The following is a 13,361-nucleotide window of genomic DNA, read 5'->3' as shown; positions in this document are numbered from 1 at the left end:
TTCGCCCTCATATCGGCTTTCCCCTTTGATAAACCCCTGCAATGGACGCCCTGAAGCGAAATTCCAGGACCTCCCCCAAACAACATGATTAACACATCAAAGAGCGGTATAGCCAGATTCTCCGGCCGGTGCAAGCAAAGCTCTCGCAAAAGGCTGAATTATCATGGATTTGCAAAACCGCCCTAGAAGTCCGCGAACCACAATTTAAGCATAACACAGAAACCGGTTAATCAACCCTTAAGAGATTGGATCCGACCGGCGCCGGACACGCGTTCGCCCTGCAGAATGGCGGGCCCTGGGCGCGCCCGCCCCGCCATCCCGCGCCCGTCAGCCCCTGCCGATCAGGACCACCGTGATGTTGTCGCTGCCGCCTTGGGCCAAGGCCTCGTCGACCAGCCGGTCGACGGCGCGCTGACCCGCGCGGGCCGCCTGCCCATCCGACAGCGAGTCCGTCAGCCCCGGCAACTCCGCCGCCAAGATCGCCGCGATCGCTTTGTCTTCGATTTCGCAGGTGAGCCCGTCGCTGCATAACAGCAAGCTCTCTCCGGGCTTTAAGGTGCCGCTCACCAGCTGCGGCGCCGCCGCCCCACCGTCGTGGCCGCCGAGCGCCCGGGTGATCACGCTGCGGAGCGGATGGTGACGCGCCTGCTCTTCGGTGACGAATTCGGCGTCGATCAGTTCCTGAACCTGTGAATGATCGTGGGAGAGGCGCCGCAGGCCGTCCGACCAGAGATAGGCCCTGGAATCGCCGACCCAGGCGATCTGATAGTCGCTCTCCGTCACGCGGGCGGCGACCACCGTGGTTCCCATCCCAGCGCGGCCTTCCCCGGCGCGCGCAGCCGCCAGAATGGCACGGTTGGCCGCGGCGATGGCTTCGTCCAGGCCTGCGCCCTGCTGGACCGCAGCCGCCAGGGTCTTCACGGCGATCGCGCTGGCCTTTTCGCCGGCGGCGGCACCGCCCATGCCGTCGGCAACGACCCAGAGGCCCAGGTCGTCGCGCAGGGCGTAGTTGTCTTCATTGTGGCTGCGGACCAGACCGACCTCGGTCCGGTGGCCGAGGGTCGCCGCGGCCGGCGTTGCGCCTGTTGCGCCGGTTGCCATTGCTTGGCCCCTTTCCTGCGCCATGGCCTCGCGGCTCCTCCGTAACCCAAGCGGCCGCAGGCCTACCAGCCGGCCCGCTCGAGCCAGAGGTCCACCTCGGCCAGACGGTCATGGCCCCAGAAGGACTCGCCATCGACAACGATATAGGGCGAGCCGAAGACCTGCTTGGCCAGCGCGGCGTCCACTTCCTCGCGCAGGCGTTGCTTGACCGCCGGGTCCGTGAGGGCAGCCGCGACCGCGTCCCCGTCCAGGCCCTCGGCGACGCACACCTTGACCACCGCCTCGGCCTTGTCGATATCGCGCCCCTTGCCGAAGGCTTCGCGGTAGAGCGCCTTGGCCAGGGCCGCCGCCTTGGGACGGTCCTGATCGGCCAACCAATAATAGGCGCGTGCCGCTGCGACCGACATGAAGGGAAAGCTGGGCGGGATCACGAAGGGAACGCCGATCAGGCGCGCCGAACGCGCAAGATCGTGGCGGGCGTAGGCCCCCTTCATGGGAATGTCCAGCAACGGCTGGCTGCCGGTCTGCTTGAAGACCGCGCCCAGCAGCATCGGCCGCCAGAACACCTCCCGCCCATGCCGGGCCGCGAGCGCGTCGATCCGCTCGGCAGCGAGATAACCGTAGGGGCTGGAAAAATCGAAGTAGAAGTCGATGGCTTGCGGCATCGCGGCTGGTCACCCTCCCGGTCAGGTCTTTGATCGCCATTGGGCCGAAGGCCCGTCGGGCTAGAGATCGTTATCCATGGCCGCCACCGCAACCTCCGCCGTTTCGGCGGCCGGCGGCGCCCTAACCGGCGGCGAGCTGGCGGGCGATGATCAGGCGCTGGATATCCGAGGTGCCCTCGTAGATCTGGCAGACCCGGACATCGCGGTAGATCCGCTCAACCGGAAAGTCGGCGAGATAGCCGTAGCCGCCGTGAATCTGCAGCGCGTCGGAGCAGACCTTCTCGGCCATTTCCGAGGCCTGCAGCTTGGCCATGGCCGCCTCTTTCAGGCAAGGCCGGCCGCCATCGCGCAGGGCGGCAGCCTGGAGCACCATCAGTTCGGCGGCGTGGAGCTGGGTCGCCATGTCGGCGAGGCGGAAGGCCACCGCCTGGTGCTCGATGATCGCGCTGCCAAAGGCCTCGCGCTCGCGGGCATAGGCCAGCGCCGCCTCAAAGGCCGCCCGGGCCATGCCGACGGACTGGGCGGCGATGCCGATGCGCCCGCCTTCCAGGTTCGAGAGCGCGATCTTGTAGCCCTGGCCCTCCTCGCCCAACAGCAGATCGGGCGTGAGGCGGCAGTCCTCGAAGACGATCTGGCAGGTGTCGGAGGCCTTTTGACCCAGCTTCTTCTCCACCGAGGCGACGCGGTAGCCCGGCGTGTCGGTCGGCACCACGAAGGCGGAGACACCGCGTTTGCCCTTGTCCGGGTCGGTGACGGCGAAGACGATGGCGACGTCGGCGTTCTGGCCCGAGGTGATGAACTGCTTAACCCCGTTCAGGACATAGTGGTTGCCGTCGCGCTCGGCCCGGGTCTTGATGGCAGCGGCGTCCGAGCCGGCCTGCGGTTCGGTCAGGCAGAAGGCGCCCAGCCGCTCGCCGCGCGCCATGGGTTTGAGGAAACGCTCCTTCTGGTCGTTGGAGCCGAACTTCACGATCGGCATGCAGCCGACGGAGTTGTGCACCGACATGATGGTGGAGCAGGAGCCGTCGCCGGCCGCCACCTCGATCAGCGCCAGGGCGTAGGCGACGTGGTCGGCGCCAGCGCCGTCCCATTCCCCGGGCACCAGCATGCCCATCAGACCCAGCTCGGCCATGCCCGCCACCGCTTCCGTGGGGAAGCGCTGCTCCCGGTCCCATTCCGCCGCCTTGGGCGCCAGATGCTCGCCTGCGAAGGCGCGCGTCGTGTCGCGGATCAAGATCTGCTCTTCGGTCAGGTCCATCGCCCTACCCCGCCATCGCCCGGTTCGGTGCGGGAAAGCGCCGCCCGAAGGTGAAGGCCTCGGCGCTCGGCCCTTTCTTCTCCAGACGCGCCAGGCGCTCTCGGGCCTCGAACACGTCCGGTCGATGGCCGGCGGGAACCCACCACAAGGCGAGATGAGGTCCCTCTGCCTTCTCGAACCAGCCACGGCGCCGGGCCAGCACTCCCGCGTGGCCGCCCTTGTAGACATAGTCGAACAGCGCCTCGACGCTCTCCCAAACCGAGAGATTGACGATGACAAGGGGATCGTCGAAGGCGCGGATCTCGGTCGCGTTGCCGCTCTCGTCCTGGAGCCGCCAGACGAAGCCCGGGCTCGCCTCGGCCAGGGCGTTGATGCGGTCGAGCGCCGCCACGAAGTCCGCCATCAGCGGATCGTCGAGCGGCGCTAGGGCCCGCGCGATGTTCAGCTGGGCCAGATGGAACTTCACTCCGCTCACCACGGCAGCTCGCTGCCGTCGTAATTGAAGAAGCGCCCCGTCTTGCTGATGTCGAGGCTCTCGATGACCGCCCGCAGGCCGGCGATGCTCTGGGTCGCCGTAAGGTCGGCTTCCGTGCCGCCCATGTCGGTCTGGACCCAGCCCGGGTGCACCGCCACGACCGTGATGCCGCGCGCCGCGAGATCGACCGAGAGACCCTTGGTGACCATGTTCAAGGCCGCCTTGGATGCTCTGTAGAAGTAGCTGCCCGAGCTCTGCAGCTGGCCGATCGAGCCCATTATGCTCGAGATGTTGACAATCAGCTTGCGCTCGCTGGCCGCGACCTGCTCGACGAAGCGCTCCGCCATCCTGAGCGGCGCGATGCTGTTGATCCGAAAAACCGCTTCCCATAGGTCGTAGTCGGTTTCGCCGAAGCCCGTGCGGGGACCGTAGACGCCCGCGTTGTTCAGCACCAGGTCGATGGGCCCGCCGACCAGCTCACGGGACAGGTTGGCCACTTTGAGGCCGTCCGTGACATCCAGCCTATGCACGTCAAGGTCGCCCTCCAGTCCTTTGAGGCCCTTTGACTTTTCCGGATAGCGGCAGCAGGCGTGCACGTGCCAGCTGTCGGCCAGGAATGACCTCGTGAACTCCAGGCCGAGTCCGCGGTTGGCACCGGTGATGAGGGCAGTCGGCACGGTCAACTCCTCTTTTCGCTTCAGCGCTCAGGCGTAGTGTGGCGGCTCCGGGTCGGACCGCCGTTTGGGCCGGCGGACCAGCTCGCCGCCGCAGTTCGGACAGCGGTGACCCAGCGTCCGGGCACAGGACGGGCAGAAGGTGCATTCGTGGCTGCAGATATAGGCGTCGCCCGCGGGGGATACACCCGCTTCGCACTTCTCGCAGGCGGGCTTCATGCTCAGAGCCATGACGCGCCTCCCCCGCCGGCCCTCAAAGCTCCGGCTCTCCCTGTTCGATCCAGGCCTGGTAGGCGGCCAGGGCCTCGTCGCCGGGCGGGTAGAGGCCGAGCACGGGGGCGCCGCCCTTGACCTTCATCTGGGCGAAGCGCTCGAAGCGTTCCTGTTCAACCGCGTCGCGGACCACCTCGGCAGCCAGATTCCGGGGCACGACGATGCAGCCGTCCTCGTCGCCGACGATGACGTCGCCCGGCACGACGGCCACCCCGCCGCAACCGACCGGCACCTGCCAGTCCGCGAAGACGAGACGGGCGATAGACGGCGGCGCCACCGCGCCGGTCGAGAACACGGCGAGGTCGAGCGGACGGATCTCGGCGACGTCGCGGAACGGGCCGTCGCTAACCACGCCGACGGCGCCGCGGGCGACCAGCCGGGCGGCGAGGATGTCGCCCAGGGTCGCCGCGCCCGCCTCGCCGCGCGCGTCGATCACGACGAAGCTCCCCGCCGGCACCTCCTCGATCGCCTGACGCAGGGAACCCGGCCTGGCGTAGCTATCGAGGCTGGCGATGTCCTCGCGCATCGGGATGAAGCGCAGCGTGAAGGCCGGCCCGGCGGCGCGCGGCCTGGCGGGATCGAGCGGCCGGGGACCGATCATCGAGCCGTTGCGGATGCCGCGCTTCAGCAGCTGCATGGAGAGCGTCGCGGCGGAGACCGTGCTCAACGTCTCCAGGACTTCCCGGGTGATCTCTATGGTCTCGCGGCTCATGGCGGCTCAGACTCGGTCGATGCTCGGCCGCGAGACTAGAGCGGATCATGTTTAGATGGAACCACTTCGTGGTTTCCAACCAACCATGTGAATCCGCTCTATATCTCAGGTTTAGAGCAGAACGCGATCAAATGGAATCGCCGGGGCGGCCCATCGATCCTGTGAATCCGCAACAGACGCCTCGAGGCAATATCGCCCTGGGCTTATCTGGGGACGAGAATGATGCGGTCGTTCTGGTCGTCGATGGTCAAGCGGAAGCGCTCCAGGAAGCTCATGCCGAGAAGGGTCTGCTCGCCGAGCTTGCTGTCTTCGATGAACGAGACGGCGACCCTCTTTTCGGCCACCCGGCCCACCTTGATCGTCCGCAACCAGCCCGACTTGATCGGCACCCGGCCGGCGGCGGTCTCGGCCCAGCCGTCGGTCAGGTCCTTGCTTTCGAAGCCGAGGCTTCCGGTCATCGATAGCGGCAGCACCACCATGGTCGCGCCGGTATCCAGCATCAGCGGGATCTTGTGCGGCGCGCCGTTGGGACCGACCAGCTCGGCTTCGACGACATGGTGCAACCCGCGCCGGGTCGTGGAGACGCTCGCCTGCGCGAGCACGGCCGCGGCGCTGGGCGCCGGACCCAGAACGCGCAGCTCCTTGATCCGGCCCGCGGAATCGTAGACCAGCACGTAGTTGTAGCCTTCCAGAATTGCCCTGATACGCCGCGAGACCGGAACCGATGCGGGGAGCGGCGTGTCGGGCCGGGCCTCGATCTCGGGGAGACGCTCAGCGTGGCTGACCGCGAAGCCTTCCGCCAGCGCCAGGGTGTAGAGACGCTCGCGTAGGCTCTCGGCCGCCGCCGTACCCGCCCAGAAGAGCGCGACCAGCACCGGGACAACGGCCCCGCGCCCGGCTCGCATGAACATTCCGACCATGGGCAACCCTTCCCCCGCAGAAGACTTGCTGCCCAAGAGACTACACGATGCCGGTCCAGCGGTGAACAGGCCTCTCGGCGGCCTGGCGGGGCCGAGAGAAACCGGTGCGGGATCACATACTGCGACAGGACCGCAGAGCGTTGCCGCCACGACATGATCCGTTCGTTGTAACTTGTTGGCGCAGGTTCACGGGATCTGATGGACTGCCGCGGACGGTTCCATCAACCCCGATCTGCTCTAGGCATCGGCTTCTGGCGTCGATGCCTCTCTGTTTCGCTTGCGGAAGGCGATCACCGCAGCTCTGACCGTAGAAAAAACATACGCTTCACGTGATTCGTGTCTCCGTTTCAACCAGTCGCCTGTAAAAAACCGCCCAAGACTGGTCTTGGCACGGGCGTTGGCAAGCGTGATGCCTCGCGCCGCCAACTCCTCGCGCAGCTCGTCGATCTTCTGAATGGCGGTCACATCTAATATGTTGACCGGGCTAGCATCGACAACGACCCATTCGACGGGTGTCTCGGACTCGGCGATGGCTTTGAGCAGGCGCTGCTTGAAGTAGTCGACGTTGAAGAACAGAAGGTCGGAGTCGAAGCGGTAGATGAGCAGTCCCGGGTAGGTTTTCGCCTCCGGGTAGTTCTCGAGGCTATGGAAGCCCCTTACGCCCATTGCCTTGGTACGTCCCAGGATCGCGTCATGGGGCCGGGACCCGACGTGAAGCAGCCAGATGAAAGTCAGACCGACGGCGACAAAGACGCCTTCGAGCGCGCCCAGGACGAGAACGCCGAGCGTGGTGGTGAGCGACAGCAGAAGCTCGCGGCGGCTGATGACGAAGAGATCGCGCAGTGCCGCGAAATCGAACAGGCCGACCGCCGCAACCATGATGACCGCAGCCAGCCCAGCCTGCGGCACGAAGGCGAGCGGTTCGGTCAAGAAGAACAAGACCACGAGCATGCTGGCGGCGGCGACGATGCCGACCAGCTGGCTCTTGCCTCCCATGGCGTTGTTGACCGCCGTCCGCGAGTCGGCGCCGGTAACAGGGAAACCCTGCGCTAATCCGGTCACGATGTTCGCGGCGCCGAAGGCGACCATTTCCTGGTTGGAATCGATCTCGTAGCGGTTGCGGCTGGCGAAGCTCTTGGCCGTCAGCACGCCGCTGGTAAAGCTGATCAGCATGAGAGCGGCCGCATCAGCGAAAATCCGCTCGTAGGTCTCCACGTCGAACAGCGCGAAATGGAACGTCGGGAGCCCCGCCGGAACGGCGCCGATCGCCGCGACGCCCTGCTCCTGGAGTCCCAGGGTGGCGACCGCGACGAGACCGACAATTACAACGACCAGGGCGGCGGGCAGCTTAGGCACAAAGCGGCGGATCAGAAGCAGAAGGACCAGCAGCCCGATGCCGAGCACCAACGTCGGCACGTGGACCTCGTCGATCTTGTCGATGGGCTCGACCAGCTTGGCGAAGAAATCCTTGGCCTCGCCCTCGTAGCCGAGGAACTTCGGAACCTGCCCGACCAGGATATACAGGGCGATACCGTTGAGAAATCCCACGAGTATGGGGTGGGAAAGGAAATTCGCGATGAAGCCGAGTCGGAGGAAACCGGCAATGACGTAGAGGACGCCGGTCATCAAGGTCAGGACCACCATGAGCGCCAGGTACTTCTCGGGATCGCCGCCGGCCAGGGTCCCGAGGCTGGCCGCGACCATGATGCAGGTCGCGGCGTCGGGCCCGACCATGAGCTGGCGGGAGGACCCGAACAGGGCGTATACCAGGAGCGGGAAGATCGCCGAGTACATGCCGACCACCGCCGGGACACCGGCGAGCTCGGAGTAGGCGATGCCGACGGGCAGGGCGATCGCGGCGACCGACAACCCCGCGGCCAGGTCGTGCGAAAGCCAGGATCGATCGTAGCGGGACAGGGTTTCGAGGCCCGGCACAAAGCGATGGATGAGGCGCCGGACCGTTCCCGGTTCGTCTCCATTGAGTGTCATGATCTTCCCCGACAGCGTGTAATCAAACTTTCATTATTGCTTACTTGTCGGGGTGCCGCCGTCAATAAAATAGCATGAGAGGCTTCGGGCGCCGTTGACCCATCTCCGAAGCGGGCGTTCTACCCTCTTCCAGAGACCGCTTTGGAACCTGCGGGTTCGGCGTTTAGGCGGTCTTCGGTCCGGCCCGCTGGGCGCAGTCCTCGTACATCTCGCCGAGCAGCCCGAGCATGTCGTGCAGCGTCTGCGCGGAACCGGCCTGCTGCGGCCGAGCTTCCCGGCTGAGCGACATCGCCTGCTCCAGCAGGGGCAGCGCCTCGGCGTAGTGCTTCGAGGAATAGTGCCGCGTCGCCAGGTCGATCATCGCCAGGTGGTTCTCGGGATCGATCTGAATCGCGAGTCCGAGCACGGCGATCGCCCGCTTGACCTTCAGCTCCGTGGCGTGGTCGGTCAACATCACGGAGAGCTCGTGCATGGCCGTGTCTGGCTCGTAGTTCATCAGGCGGACGAAATCCTCGCGGTCGAAGTCGTCACGCTCGACCAGGAGAATGAACTCGATGATCTTGTCCCGCTGCTCGAGGCGGGAGGCGAGCTCCATCAGGAACTCTTTAGGCAAATGATCCCACTCCTCCCGGCTCTCCAGGAGGCGGAAGGGCAGTTCCCACTCCGCCACCCCGGTCTTGACCAGCTTTCTGTATTTGCGGCGCAGAGCCCGCTGGCCCGAGGTCGCGGCGAGACGAGCGCGCAGCCGCAGCACGACCAGCAGCAGGACGAGCCCGCCGATCAGCATGAGCTGGGTCAGGGGATCCAGGCCAAGGAGGAAGGCGCGAAAGTCCTCGAGCACCGTGAAGAAGAGCGAGCCCATTTGGCCCAGGACCTGATCCATCGCCGAACACTCCCATGGGCGAGCCCCGCCCTAGGGGCCGGAGGCTAAGCCGATGCCCGCCATGCTAGTGTTCGAGCGTAAACAATTCCTCCTAGTTTAACATTTATTTTTCAAAAACAGAGGGTTAACCGCCGTTCATTATAAGCCGCCCGCACTGGTTCACGCGGTCTCCGAGAACAGCTCTCGGCCGATCAGCCAACGGCGGATCTCGCTGGTCCCGGCGCCGATCTCATAGAGCTTGGCGTCGCGCAGCAGGCGCCCGGTCGGGCTGTCGTTGATGTAGCCCATGCCGCCCAGGGACTGGATCGCCTCCAGCGCCATCCAGGTGGCCTTCTCGGCGGCGTAGAGGATCGCGCCGGCGGCGTCCTTGCGCGTCGTCTCGCCGCGGTCGCAGGCTTGGGCCACGGCGTAGACGTAGGCCTTGGCCGCATTCATCGTGGTGTACATATCGGCCAGCTTGCCTTGCATGAGCTGGAACTCGCCGATCGGCTGTCCGAACTGCTTGCGCTCGTGGAGGTAGGGCACGACCGCGTCCATGCAGGCCTGCATGATGCCGAGCGGCCCGGCGGCCAGCACCGCGCGCTCGTAGTCCAGCCCGCTCATCAGGACGTTGACGCCCTTGCCCACCGCGCCGAGCACGTTCTCCTCGGGCACCTCGCAGTCCTCGAACACCAGCTCGCAGGTGTTGGAGCCGCGCATGCCGAGCTTGTCGAGCTTCTGCGCGGTCGAGAAGCCCTTCATGCCCTTCTCGATCAGGAAGGCCGTAATCCCGCGTGGCCCGGCGTCCGGGTCGGTCTTGGCATAGACCACCAGGACCTCGGCGTCGGGCCCGTTGGTGATCCACATCTTGCCGCCGTTGAGCACGTAGCGGTCGCCCTTCCTGTCGGCCCGCGTGCGCATGCCGACCACGTCGGAGCCGGCGCCCGGCTCGCTCATGGCCAGCGCGCCGACGTGCTCGCCGGAAATCAGCTTGGGCAGGTAGCGGGATCTTTGGTCGGGATTGCCGTTGCGCCGGATCTGGTTGACACAGAGGTTCGAGTGGGCGCCGTAGCTGAGGCCCACCGAGGCCGAGGCGCGGCTGACCTCCTCCATGGCGACGCAGTGCTCGAGGTAGCCCATCCCGGCGCCGCCCAGCTCCTCCTCGACCGTGATGCCCAAGAGCCCCAGCGCGCCCAGGCGCGGCCAGAGGTCGCGCGGAAACTCGTTCGTCCGATCGATTTCGTCGGCGCGCGGCGCGATCTCGTCGGCGGCGAAGCCGGCCACGCTGTCGCGCAACATGTCGGCGGTTTCGCCGAGACCGAAGTTGAAGGGCGGCACCTGATTGGGGATCATGGAAGGCCTTTCCTCTGAACGCGGCGCCTCATGGTCGAGCCGCCGGGTGACCAGGTCAAGGCCCGCTTTCGCTGGGCGGTAAGTCGGTCTAGAGTTCCGACGAAGCAACGGCCACAAAGACAGCTCTTCGGCGGATCATGACGGTTCAGCACTCAACAAGAGATAATGGCACGCGTCGGGCGCGCACCGTGGCGCCCGTGTACCTTCTTGGCCGCACCGGGCTGATCGCGCTCTGCCTCGGCGCGCTGACCGCCTGCGAGTACAAGGCCGGCGCCAGCTGGTACGACGACCATAGCAAGCCCGGCGCTTCCAGGCAGCAGACGACCGCGGCCGTCAACGAGTGCCGGCAGGAGATCCAACAGACCCGCGGGGCGGCCGCCACCAGGAGCGCGGCTATGGGGAGGCAGCGAATGGAAGACTGCCTGCGGCAACGCGGCTACTCCAAGCGCCGCGGACCCTCCGGCCGGTGAGCGCCGGGCTGAGGACCAATCGCGAACGTCAGCCGACAGACTTCCAGTAGGTGTCCTTCTTGGTCACATAGCCGTCGCGAAATTCCCAGAGATCGCAGCCCAGGTACTCGAACGGTTCGCCACCCATTGGCGTGCCCCGCACGACCCATTCCGAAATCGCCTTGGTCTGGTCGCAGATCCAGTGCCGCATCTCTTCCCAACGCATGTCGGGGATTTGCCCATAGCGCGCTGTCAGGACTTGGCCGATCTCCGCCTTGCCCTTGCACCGCCTGCCCTCCGGGGTATGGGGACCGCGCGCCATCAGCCACTCGCAGTCCTCCGTGAAATGGGACAGGATCGCCGCCACGTCGTGCCGGTTGAATCCGTCCTGGATCTCGTCCAGCAACTCCATCGTGACCTCCCGCGCCATCGGCTTTCCCTCCCGTTTGTTGTGCCGTTCGAGCCGGCTACCCCGCCTTGTCCGTCTTGCCGTGCATGGTCATGAGCGTCTGCAGCAGCTTGGCGCAGATCTTCTCCTGGCCCGCCTTGCCGGCGAAGACCTCGACGTCGCAGATCGTCAGCGTCCGCCCTGGCTTGATCACCCGGCCCAGCGCCCGGAGCCGCTCGCCCGCTGCCGGGGCCAGGAGGTTGATCTTGAACTCCGTAGTCAAGACCGAGGTCTCCGCCGGGAACAGCGTGAAGGCGGCGTAGCCGCCCGCCGAGTCCGCAATGGTCGCGGTGACCCCGGCGTGGAAGAAGCCGTGCTGCTGGCAGAGGTCCTCGCGGTAGGGCAGCAGAATCTCGACCAGCCCCGGCTCGACCCGGGTGAGCTCGGCGCCGATCAGGCCCATGATCGACTGCCGCGCGAAGGAGTCGCGGACGCGCTGATCGAACTTGGCATCGGCGGGTTGGAAACTCGTCATAGCAGGAAGAGCGCCGCCAGGCCGAGGAAGGTGAAGAACCCGACCACGTCGGTCACCGTGGTCAGGAAGACCGTGGAGGCGATCGCCGGATCGACGCCGAGGCGCTCGAGGCCGATCGGGATCAGCGTGCCGGAGAGGCCGGCGACCAGCATGTTGACCACCATGGCGGCGGCCATGAGGAGGCCCAGCTCGGGCACGCCGAACCAGAACCAGGCGACCGCGCCGGTCATGATCGCGAAGAGCAGGCCGTTGGCCGAGCCGACCAGCACCTCCTTGCCGACGAAGCGCGCCGTGTTGGCCGCGGTCAGGTCCTTCATGGCGATCGCCCGCACCGCCACCGTGAGCGTCTGGGTGCCAGCGTTGCCGCCCATGGAGGCAACGATCGGCATGAGCACGGCGAGCGCGACCAGCTGTTGGATGGTGCCCTCGAAGAGCCCGATCACCAGCGAGGCGACGACCGCCGTCATCAGGTTGACCGTGAGCCAGGAGAAGCGGGCCTTCGTGGTGTCGAGCACGGCGCTGTAGAGGTCGGTCTCGGTCACGCCGCCCATCTTCATCAGGTCCTCCTCGGCCTCCTCGTCGATCACGTGGACCACGTCGTCCACGGTGATCACGCCGACCAGGCGCCCCGCCTCGTCGAGCACCGGCGCCGAGACCAGGCCGTACTGGCGGAACTGATAGGCCACGTCCTCCTGGTCCATGGTGATCGGGATGGTGTGGACCTCGTCGTCCATGATCTTGGTCAGGCGCACCGGGCGCTTGTTGCGCATGACGCGGCTCAAGGGGATGGCGCCGATCGGCCTGTGCTTGGGGTTGACGATGAAGAGGTCGTAGAAGTCCTTCGGCAACTCCTTGTTCTTGCGCATGAAGTCGATGGCGTCGCCGACCGTCCAGGCCGAGGGCACGACCACCATCTCGCGCTGCATCAGGCGGCCGGCCGAGTCCTCGGGATAGCTCAGGCTCTCTTCGATGATCGCCCGGTAACCCCTGGGTAGCGCCGCCAGAATCCGCTTCTGGAATGCCTCGTCCAGGTCTTCGAAGACGTCGACCGCGTCGTCGCTCTCCAGCGCCGAAAGAGCGCGGGCGAGACCCCGGGGACCGATCTGCTCGATCACCTCCTCGCGAATCCCGGCGTCGAGGTAGGTCAGGACCTCCGGCTCCAGAGCCGGCTGCAGGACATCGACCGCCTTGGCGCGCAAGTCGCGGGTCAGGGACTCGAGCAGGTCGGCGAGGTCGGCGACGTGGAGCGAATCGATGAAGCCCAGGAAACGCTCGCGATCGTCCTCCTCCAGGGCCTCCTCGACCGCATAGATCAGCTCGTCTGGCAGAGCCACGTTCTCGTCGGGCGCGGCGAGCGGGTGCTCGGGATTCGTGGCGGCCTCGCTGGGGGGTGGCTCGGTCATGGCACGGCGCGCCTCGCCCTAGTACCCACTATCAGGATTAGGTGTGCCGTCTAATTGCCGAGGCGCTCGTCCGGCTAGGGGGGCGTAGGCCCGGCGCTGCGCGCGGTGCGAAAGCGATGCCGAAGCATCGGTGAGCGCCGCTGACGACGTCGGACGGGCGCCTCGGCAACCCTGCGGGCGAGCTATCAAGACTTTCGGCCCCGTTGAGACCAATGGGGGTCGCGCGGCCCTTGTGATGGCCCGCATCACCGCGAACCACGCTCCTAACCGAAAGTCTCGATAGCTCGTCATACGACACACCTAA

Annotated in this window: 15 protein-coding genes; 1 reads left to right on the top strand and 14 read right to left on the bottom strand. The window is 66.2% G+C overall.

What is annotated here, in order from left to right:
* Positions 1–327 precede the first annotated feature (327 nt).
* The 11 genes from QNJ67_12350 to QNJ67_12300 form a co-directional block, all read right to left on the bottom strand.
* The gene (locus QNJ67_12350; protein MDJ0609759.1) at positions 328–1,125 is read right to left on the bottom strand and encodes a protein phosphatase 2C domain-containing protein; all 798 of its coding nucleotides are present in this window, start codon (positions 1,123–1,125) and stop codon (positions 328–330) included.
* Between the two features lie 38 nt (positions 1,126–1,163).
* Positions 1,164–1,766 (bottom strand): 2-hydroxychromene-2-carboxylate isomerase, encoded by a 603-nt coding sequence (locus QNJ67_12345; GenBank protein ID MDJ0609758.1) that lies wholly within the window; start codon positions 1,764–1,766, stop codon positions 1,164–1,166.
* 121 nt (positions 1,767–1,887) lie between these two features.
* Positions 1,888–3,024, bottom strand: a complete 1,137-nt coding sequence (locus QNJ67_12340) for an acyl-CoA dehydrogenase family protein (GenBank protein ID MDJ0609757.1) — start codon at positions 3,022–3,024, stop codon at positions 1,888–1,890.
* A 4-nt stretch (positions 3,025–3,028) separates the two neighbouring features.
* On the bottom strand, positions 3,029–3,499 hold the full coding sequence (locus QNJ67_12335) for a DUF3291 domain-containing protein (GenBank protein MDJ0609756.1): 471 nt from the start codon (positions 3,497–3,499) through the stop codon (positions 3,029–3,031).
* Positions 3,496–4,176 (bottom strand): SDR family oxidoreductase, encoded by a 681-nt coding sequence (locus QNJ67_12330; GenBank protein ID MDJ0609755.1) that lies wholly within the window; start codon positions 4,174–4,176, stop codon positions 3,496–3,498. Before QNJ67_12330 ends, QNJ67_12335 begins: the two co-directional genes overlap by 4 nt.
* A 27-nt stretch (positions 4,177–4,203) precedes the next feature.
* Positions 4,204–4,404, bottom strand: coding sequence for a DUF1272 domain-containing protein (locus QNJ67_12325; GenBank protein MDJ0609754.1), 201 nt, complete (start codon positions 4,402–4,404; stop codon positions 4,204–4,206).
* 22 nt (positions 4,405–4,426) lie between these two features.
* Positions 4,427–5,158: a ribonuclease activity regulator RraA gene (locus tag QNJ67_12320; protein MDJ0609753.1), complete on the bottom strand. Its 732-nt coding sequence runs from the start codon at positions 5,156–5,158 to the stop codon at positions 4,427–4,429.
* 203 nt (positions 5,159–5,361) lie between these two features.
* Entirely contained in the window at positions 5,362–6,078 is a 717-nt protein-coding gene (locus tag QNJ67_12315; GenBank protein MDJ0609752.1) for a retropepsin-like aspartic protease, read from the bottom strand.
* A gap of 237 nt (positions 6,079–6,315) precedes the next feature.
* Entirely contained in the window at positions 6,316–8,067 is a 1,752-nt protein-coding gene (gene sulP, locus QNJ67_12310) for a sulfate permease (GenBank protein ID MDJ0609751.1), read from the bottom strand.
* Between the two features lie 163 nt (positions 8,068–8,230).
* Positions 8,231–8,950 carry a hypothetical protein gene (locus QNJ67_12305; GenBank protein ID MDJ0609750.1) on the bottom strand — a complete coding sequence of 240 codons (720 nt, stop codon included), beginning with the start codon at positions 8,948–8,950 and terminating at the stop codon, positions 8,231–8,233.
* A 159-nt stretch (positions 8,951–9,109) separates the two neighbouring features.
* A complete protein-coding gene (locus tag QNJ67_12300) occupies positions 9,110–10,282 on the bottom strand; it encodes an isovaleryl-CoA dehydrogenase (GenBank protein MDJ0609749.1) in 1,173 nt (390 codons plus the stop codon).
* Between the two features lie 188 nt (positions 10,283–10,470).
* On the opposite strand from QNJ67_12300, the gene QNJ67_12295 reads away from it, so the two are divergent.
* On the top strand, positions 10,471–10,752 hold the full coding sequence (locus QNJ67_12295; protein ID MDJ0609748.1) for a hypothetical protein: 282 nt from the start codon (positions 10,471–10,473) through the stop codon (positions 10,750–10,752).
* Between the two features lie 28 nt (positions 10,753–10,780).
* On the opposite strand, the gene QNJ67_12290 is transcribed toward QNJ67_12295, so the two are convergent.
* Genes QNJ67_12290 through mgtE form a run of 3 tightly spaced genes read right to left on the bottom strand, consistent with a single transcriptional unit; the run spans position 10,781 to position 13,057 of the window.
* On the bottom strand, positions 10,781–11,161 hold the full coding sequence (locus tag QNJ67_12290) for a nuclear transport factor 2 family protein (protein MDJ0609747.1): 381 nt from the start codon (positions 11,159–11,161) through the stop codon (positions 10,781–10,783).
* A gap of 37 nt (positions 11,162–11,198) precedes the next feature.
* Complete coding sequence (locus QNJ67_12285) at positions 11,199–11,654, bottom strand: PaaI family thioesterase (GenBank protein ID MDJ0609746.1); 456 nt, start codon at positions 11,652–11,654, stop codon at positions 11,199–11,201.
* Entirely contained in the window at positions 11,651–13,057 is a 1,407-nt protein-coding gene (mgtE, locus tag QNJ67_12280) for a magnesium transporter (GenBank protein MDJ0609745.1), read from the bottom strand. The genes QNJ67_12285 and mgtE overlap by 4 nt, the downstream gene beginning before the upstream one ends.
* Positions 13,058–13,361: the final 304 nt, after the last annotated feature.

The sequence above is a fragment of the Kiloniellales bacterium genome, assembly GCA_030064845.1.
GTDB lineage: Bacteria > Pseudomonadota > Alphaproteobacteria > Kiloniellales > JAKSDN01 > JASJEC01.
This window is presented reverse-complemented; position numbering and strand designations above follow the sequence as displayed.

Coding starts and splice junctions, on each gene's coding strand:
- QNJ67_12350 (MDJ0609759.1), bottom strand. CDS start 1,125: ATGGCGCAGGAAAGGGGCCAAGCAATGGCAACCGGCGCAACAGGCGCA.
- QNJ67_12345 (MDJ0609758.1), bottom strand. CDS start 1,766: ATGCCGCAAGCCATCGACTTCTACTTCGATTTTTCCAGCCCCTACGGT.
- QNJ67_12340 (MDJ0609757.1), bottom strand. CDS start 3,024: ATGGACCTGACCGAAGAGCAGATCTTGATCCGCGACACGACGCGCGCC.
- QNJ67_12325 (MDJ0609754.1), bottom strand. CDS start 4,404: ATGGCTCTGAGCATGAAGCCCGCCTGCGAGAAGTGCGAAGCGGGTGTA.
- QNJ67_12320 (MDJ0609753.1), bottom strand. CDS start 5,158: ATGAGCCGCGAGACCATAGAGATCACCCGGGAAGTCCTGGAGACGTTG.
- QNJ67_12315 (MDJ0609752.1), bottom strand. CDS start 6,078: ATGGTCGGAATGTTCATGCGAGCCGGGCGCGGGGCCGTTGTCCCGGTG.
- sulP (MDJ0609751.1), bottom strand. CDS start 8,067: ATGACACTCAATGGAGACGAACCGGGAACGGTCCGGCGCCTCATCCAT.
- QNJ67_12305 (MDJ0609750.1), bottom strand. CDS start 8,950: ATGGATCAGGTCCTGGGCCAAATGGGCTCGCTCTTCTTCACGGTGCTC.
- QNJ67_12300 (MDJ0609749.1), bottom strand. CDS start 10,282: ATGATCCCCAATCAGGTGCCGCCCTTCAACTTCGGTCTCGGCGAAACC.
- QNJ67_12290 (MDJ0609747.1), bottom strand. CDS start 11,161: ATGGCGCGGGAGGTCACGATGGAGTTGCTGGACGAGATCCAGGACGGA.
- QNJ67_12285 (MDJ0609746.1), bottom strand. CDS start 11,654: ATGACGAGTTTCCAACCCGCCGATGCCAAGTTCGATCAGCGCGTCCGC.
- mgtE (MDJ0609745.1), bottom strand. CDS start 13,057: ATGACCGAGCCACCCCCCAGCGAGGCCGCCACGAATCCCGAGCACCCG.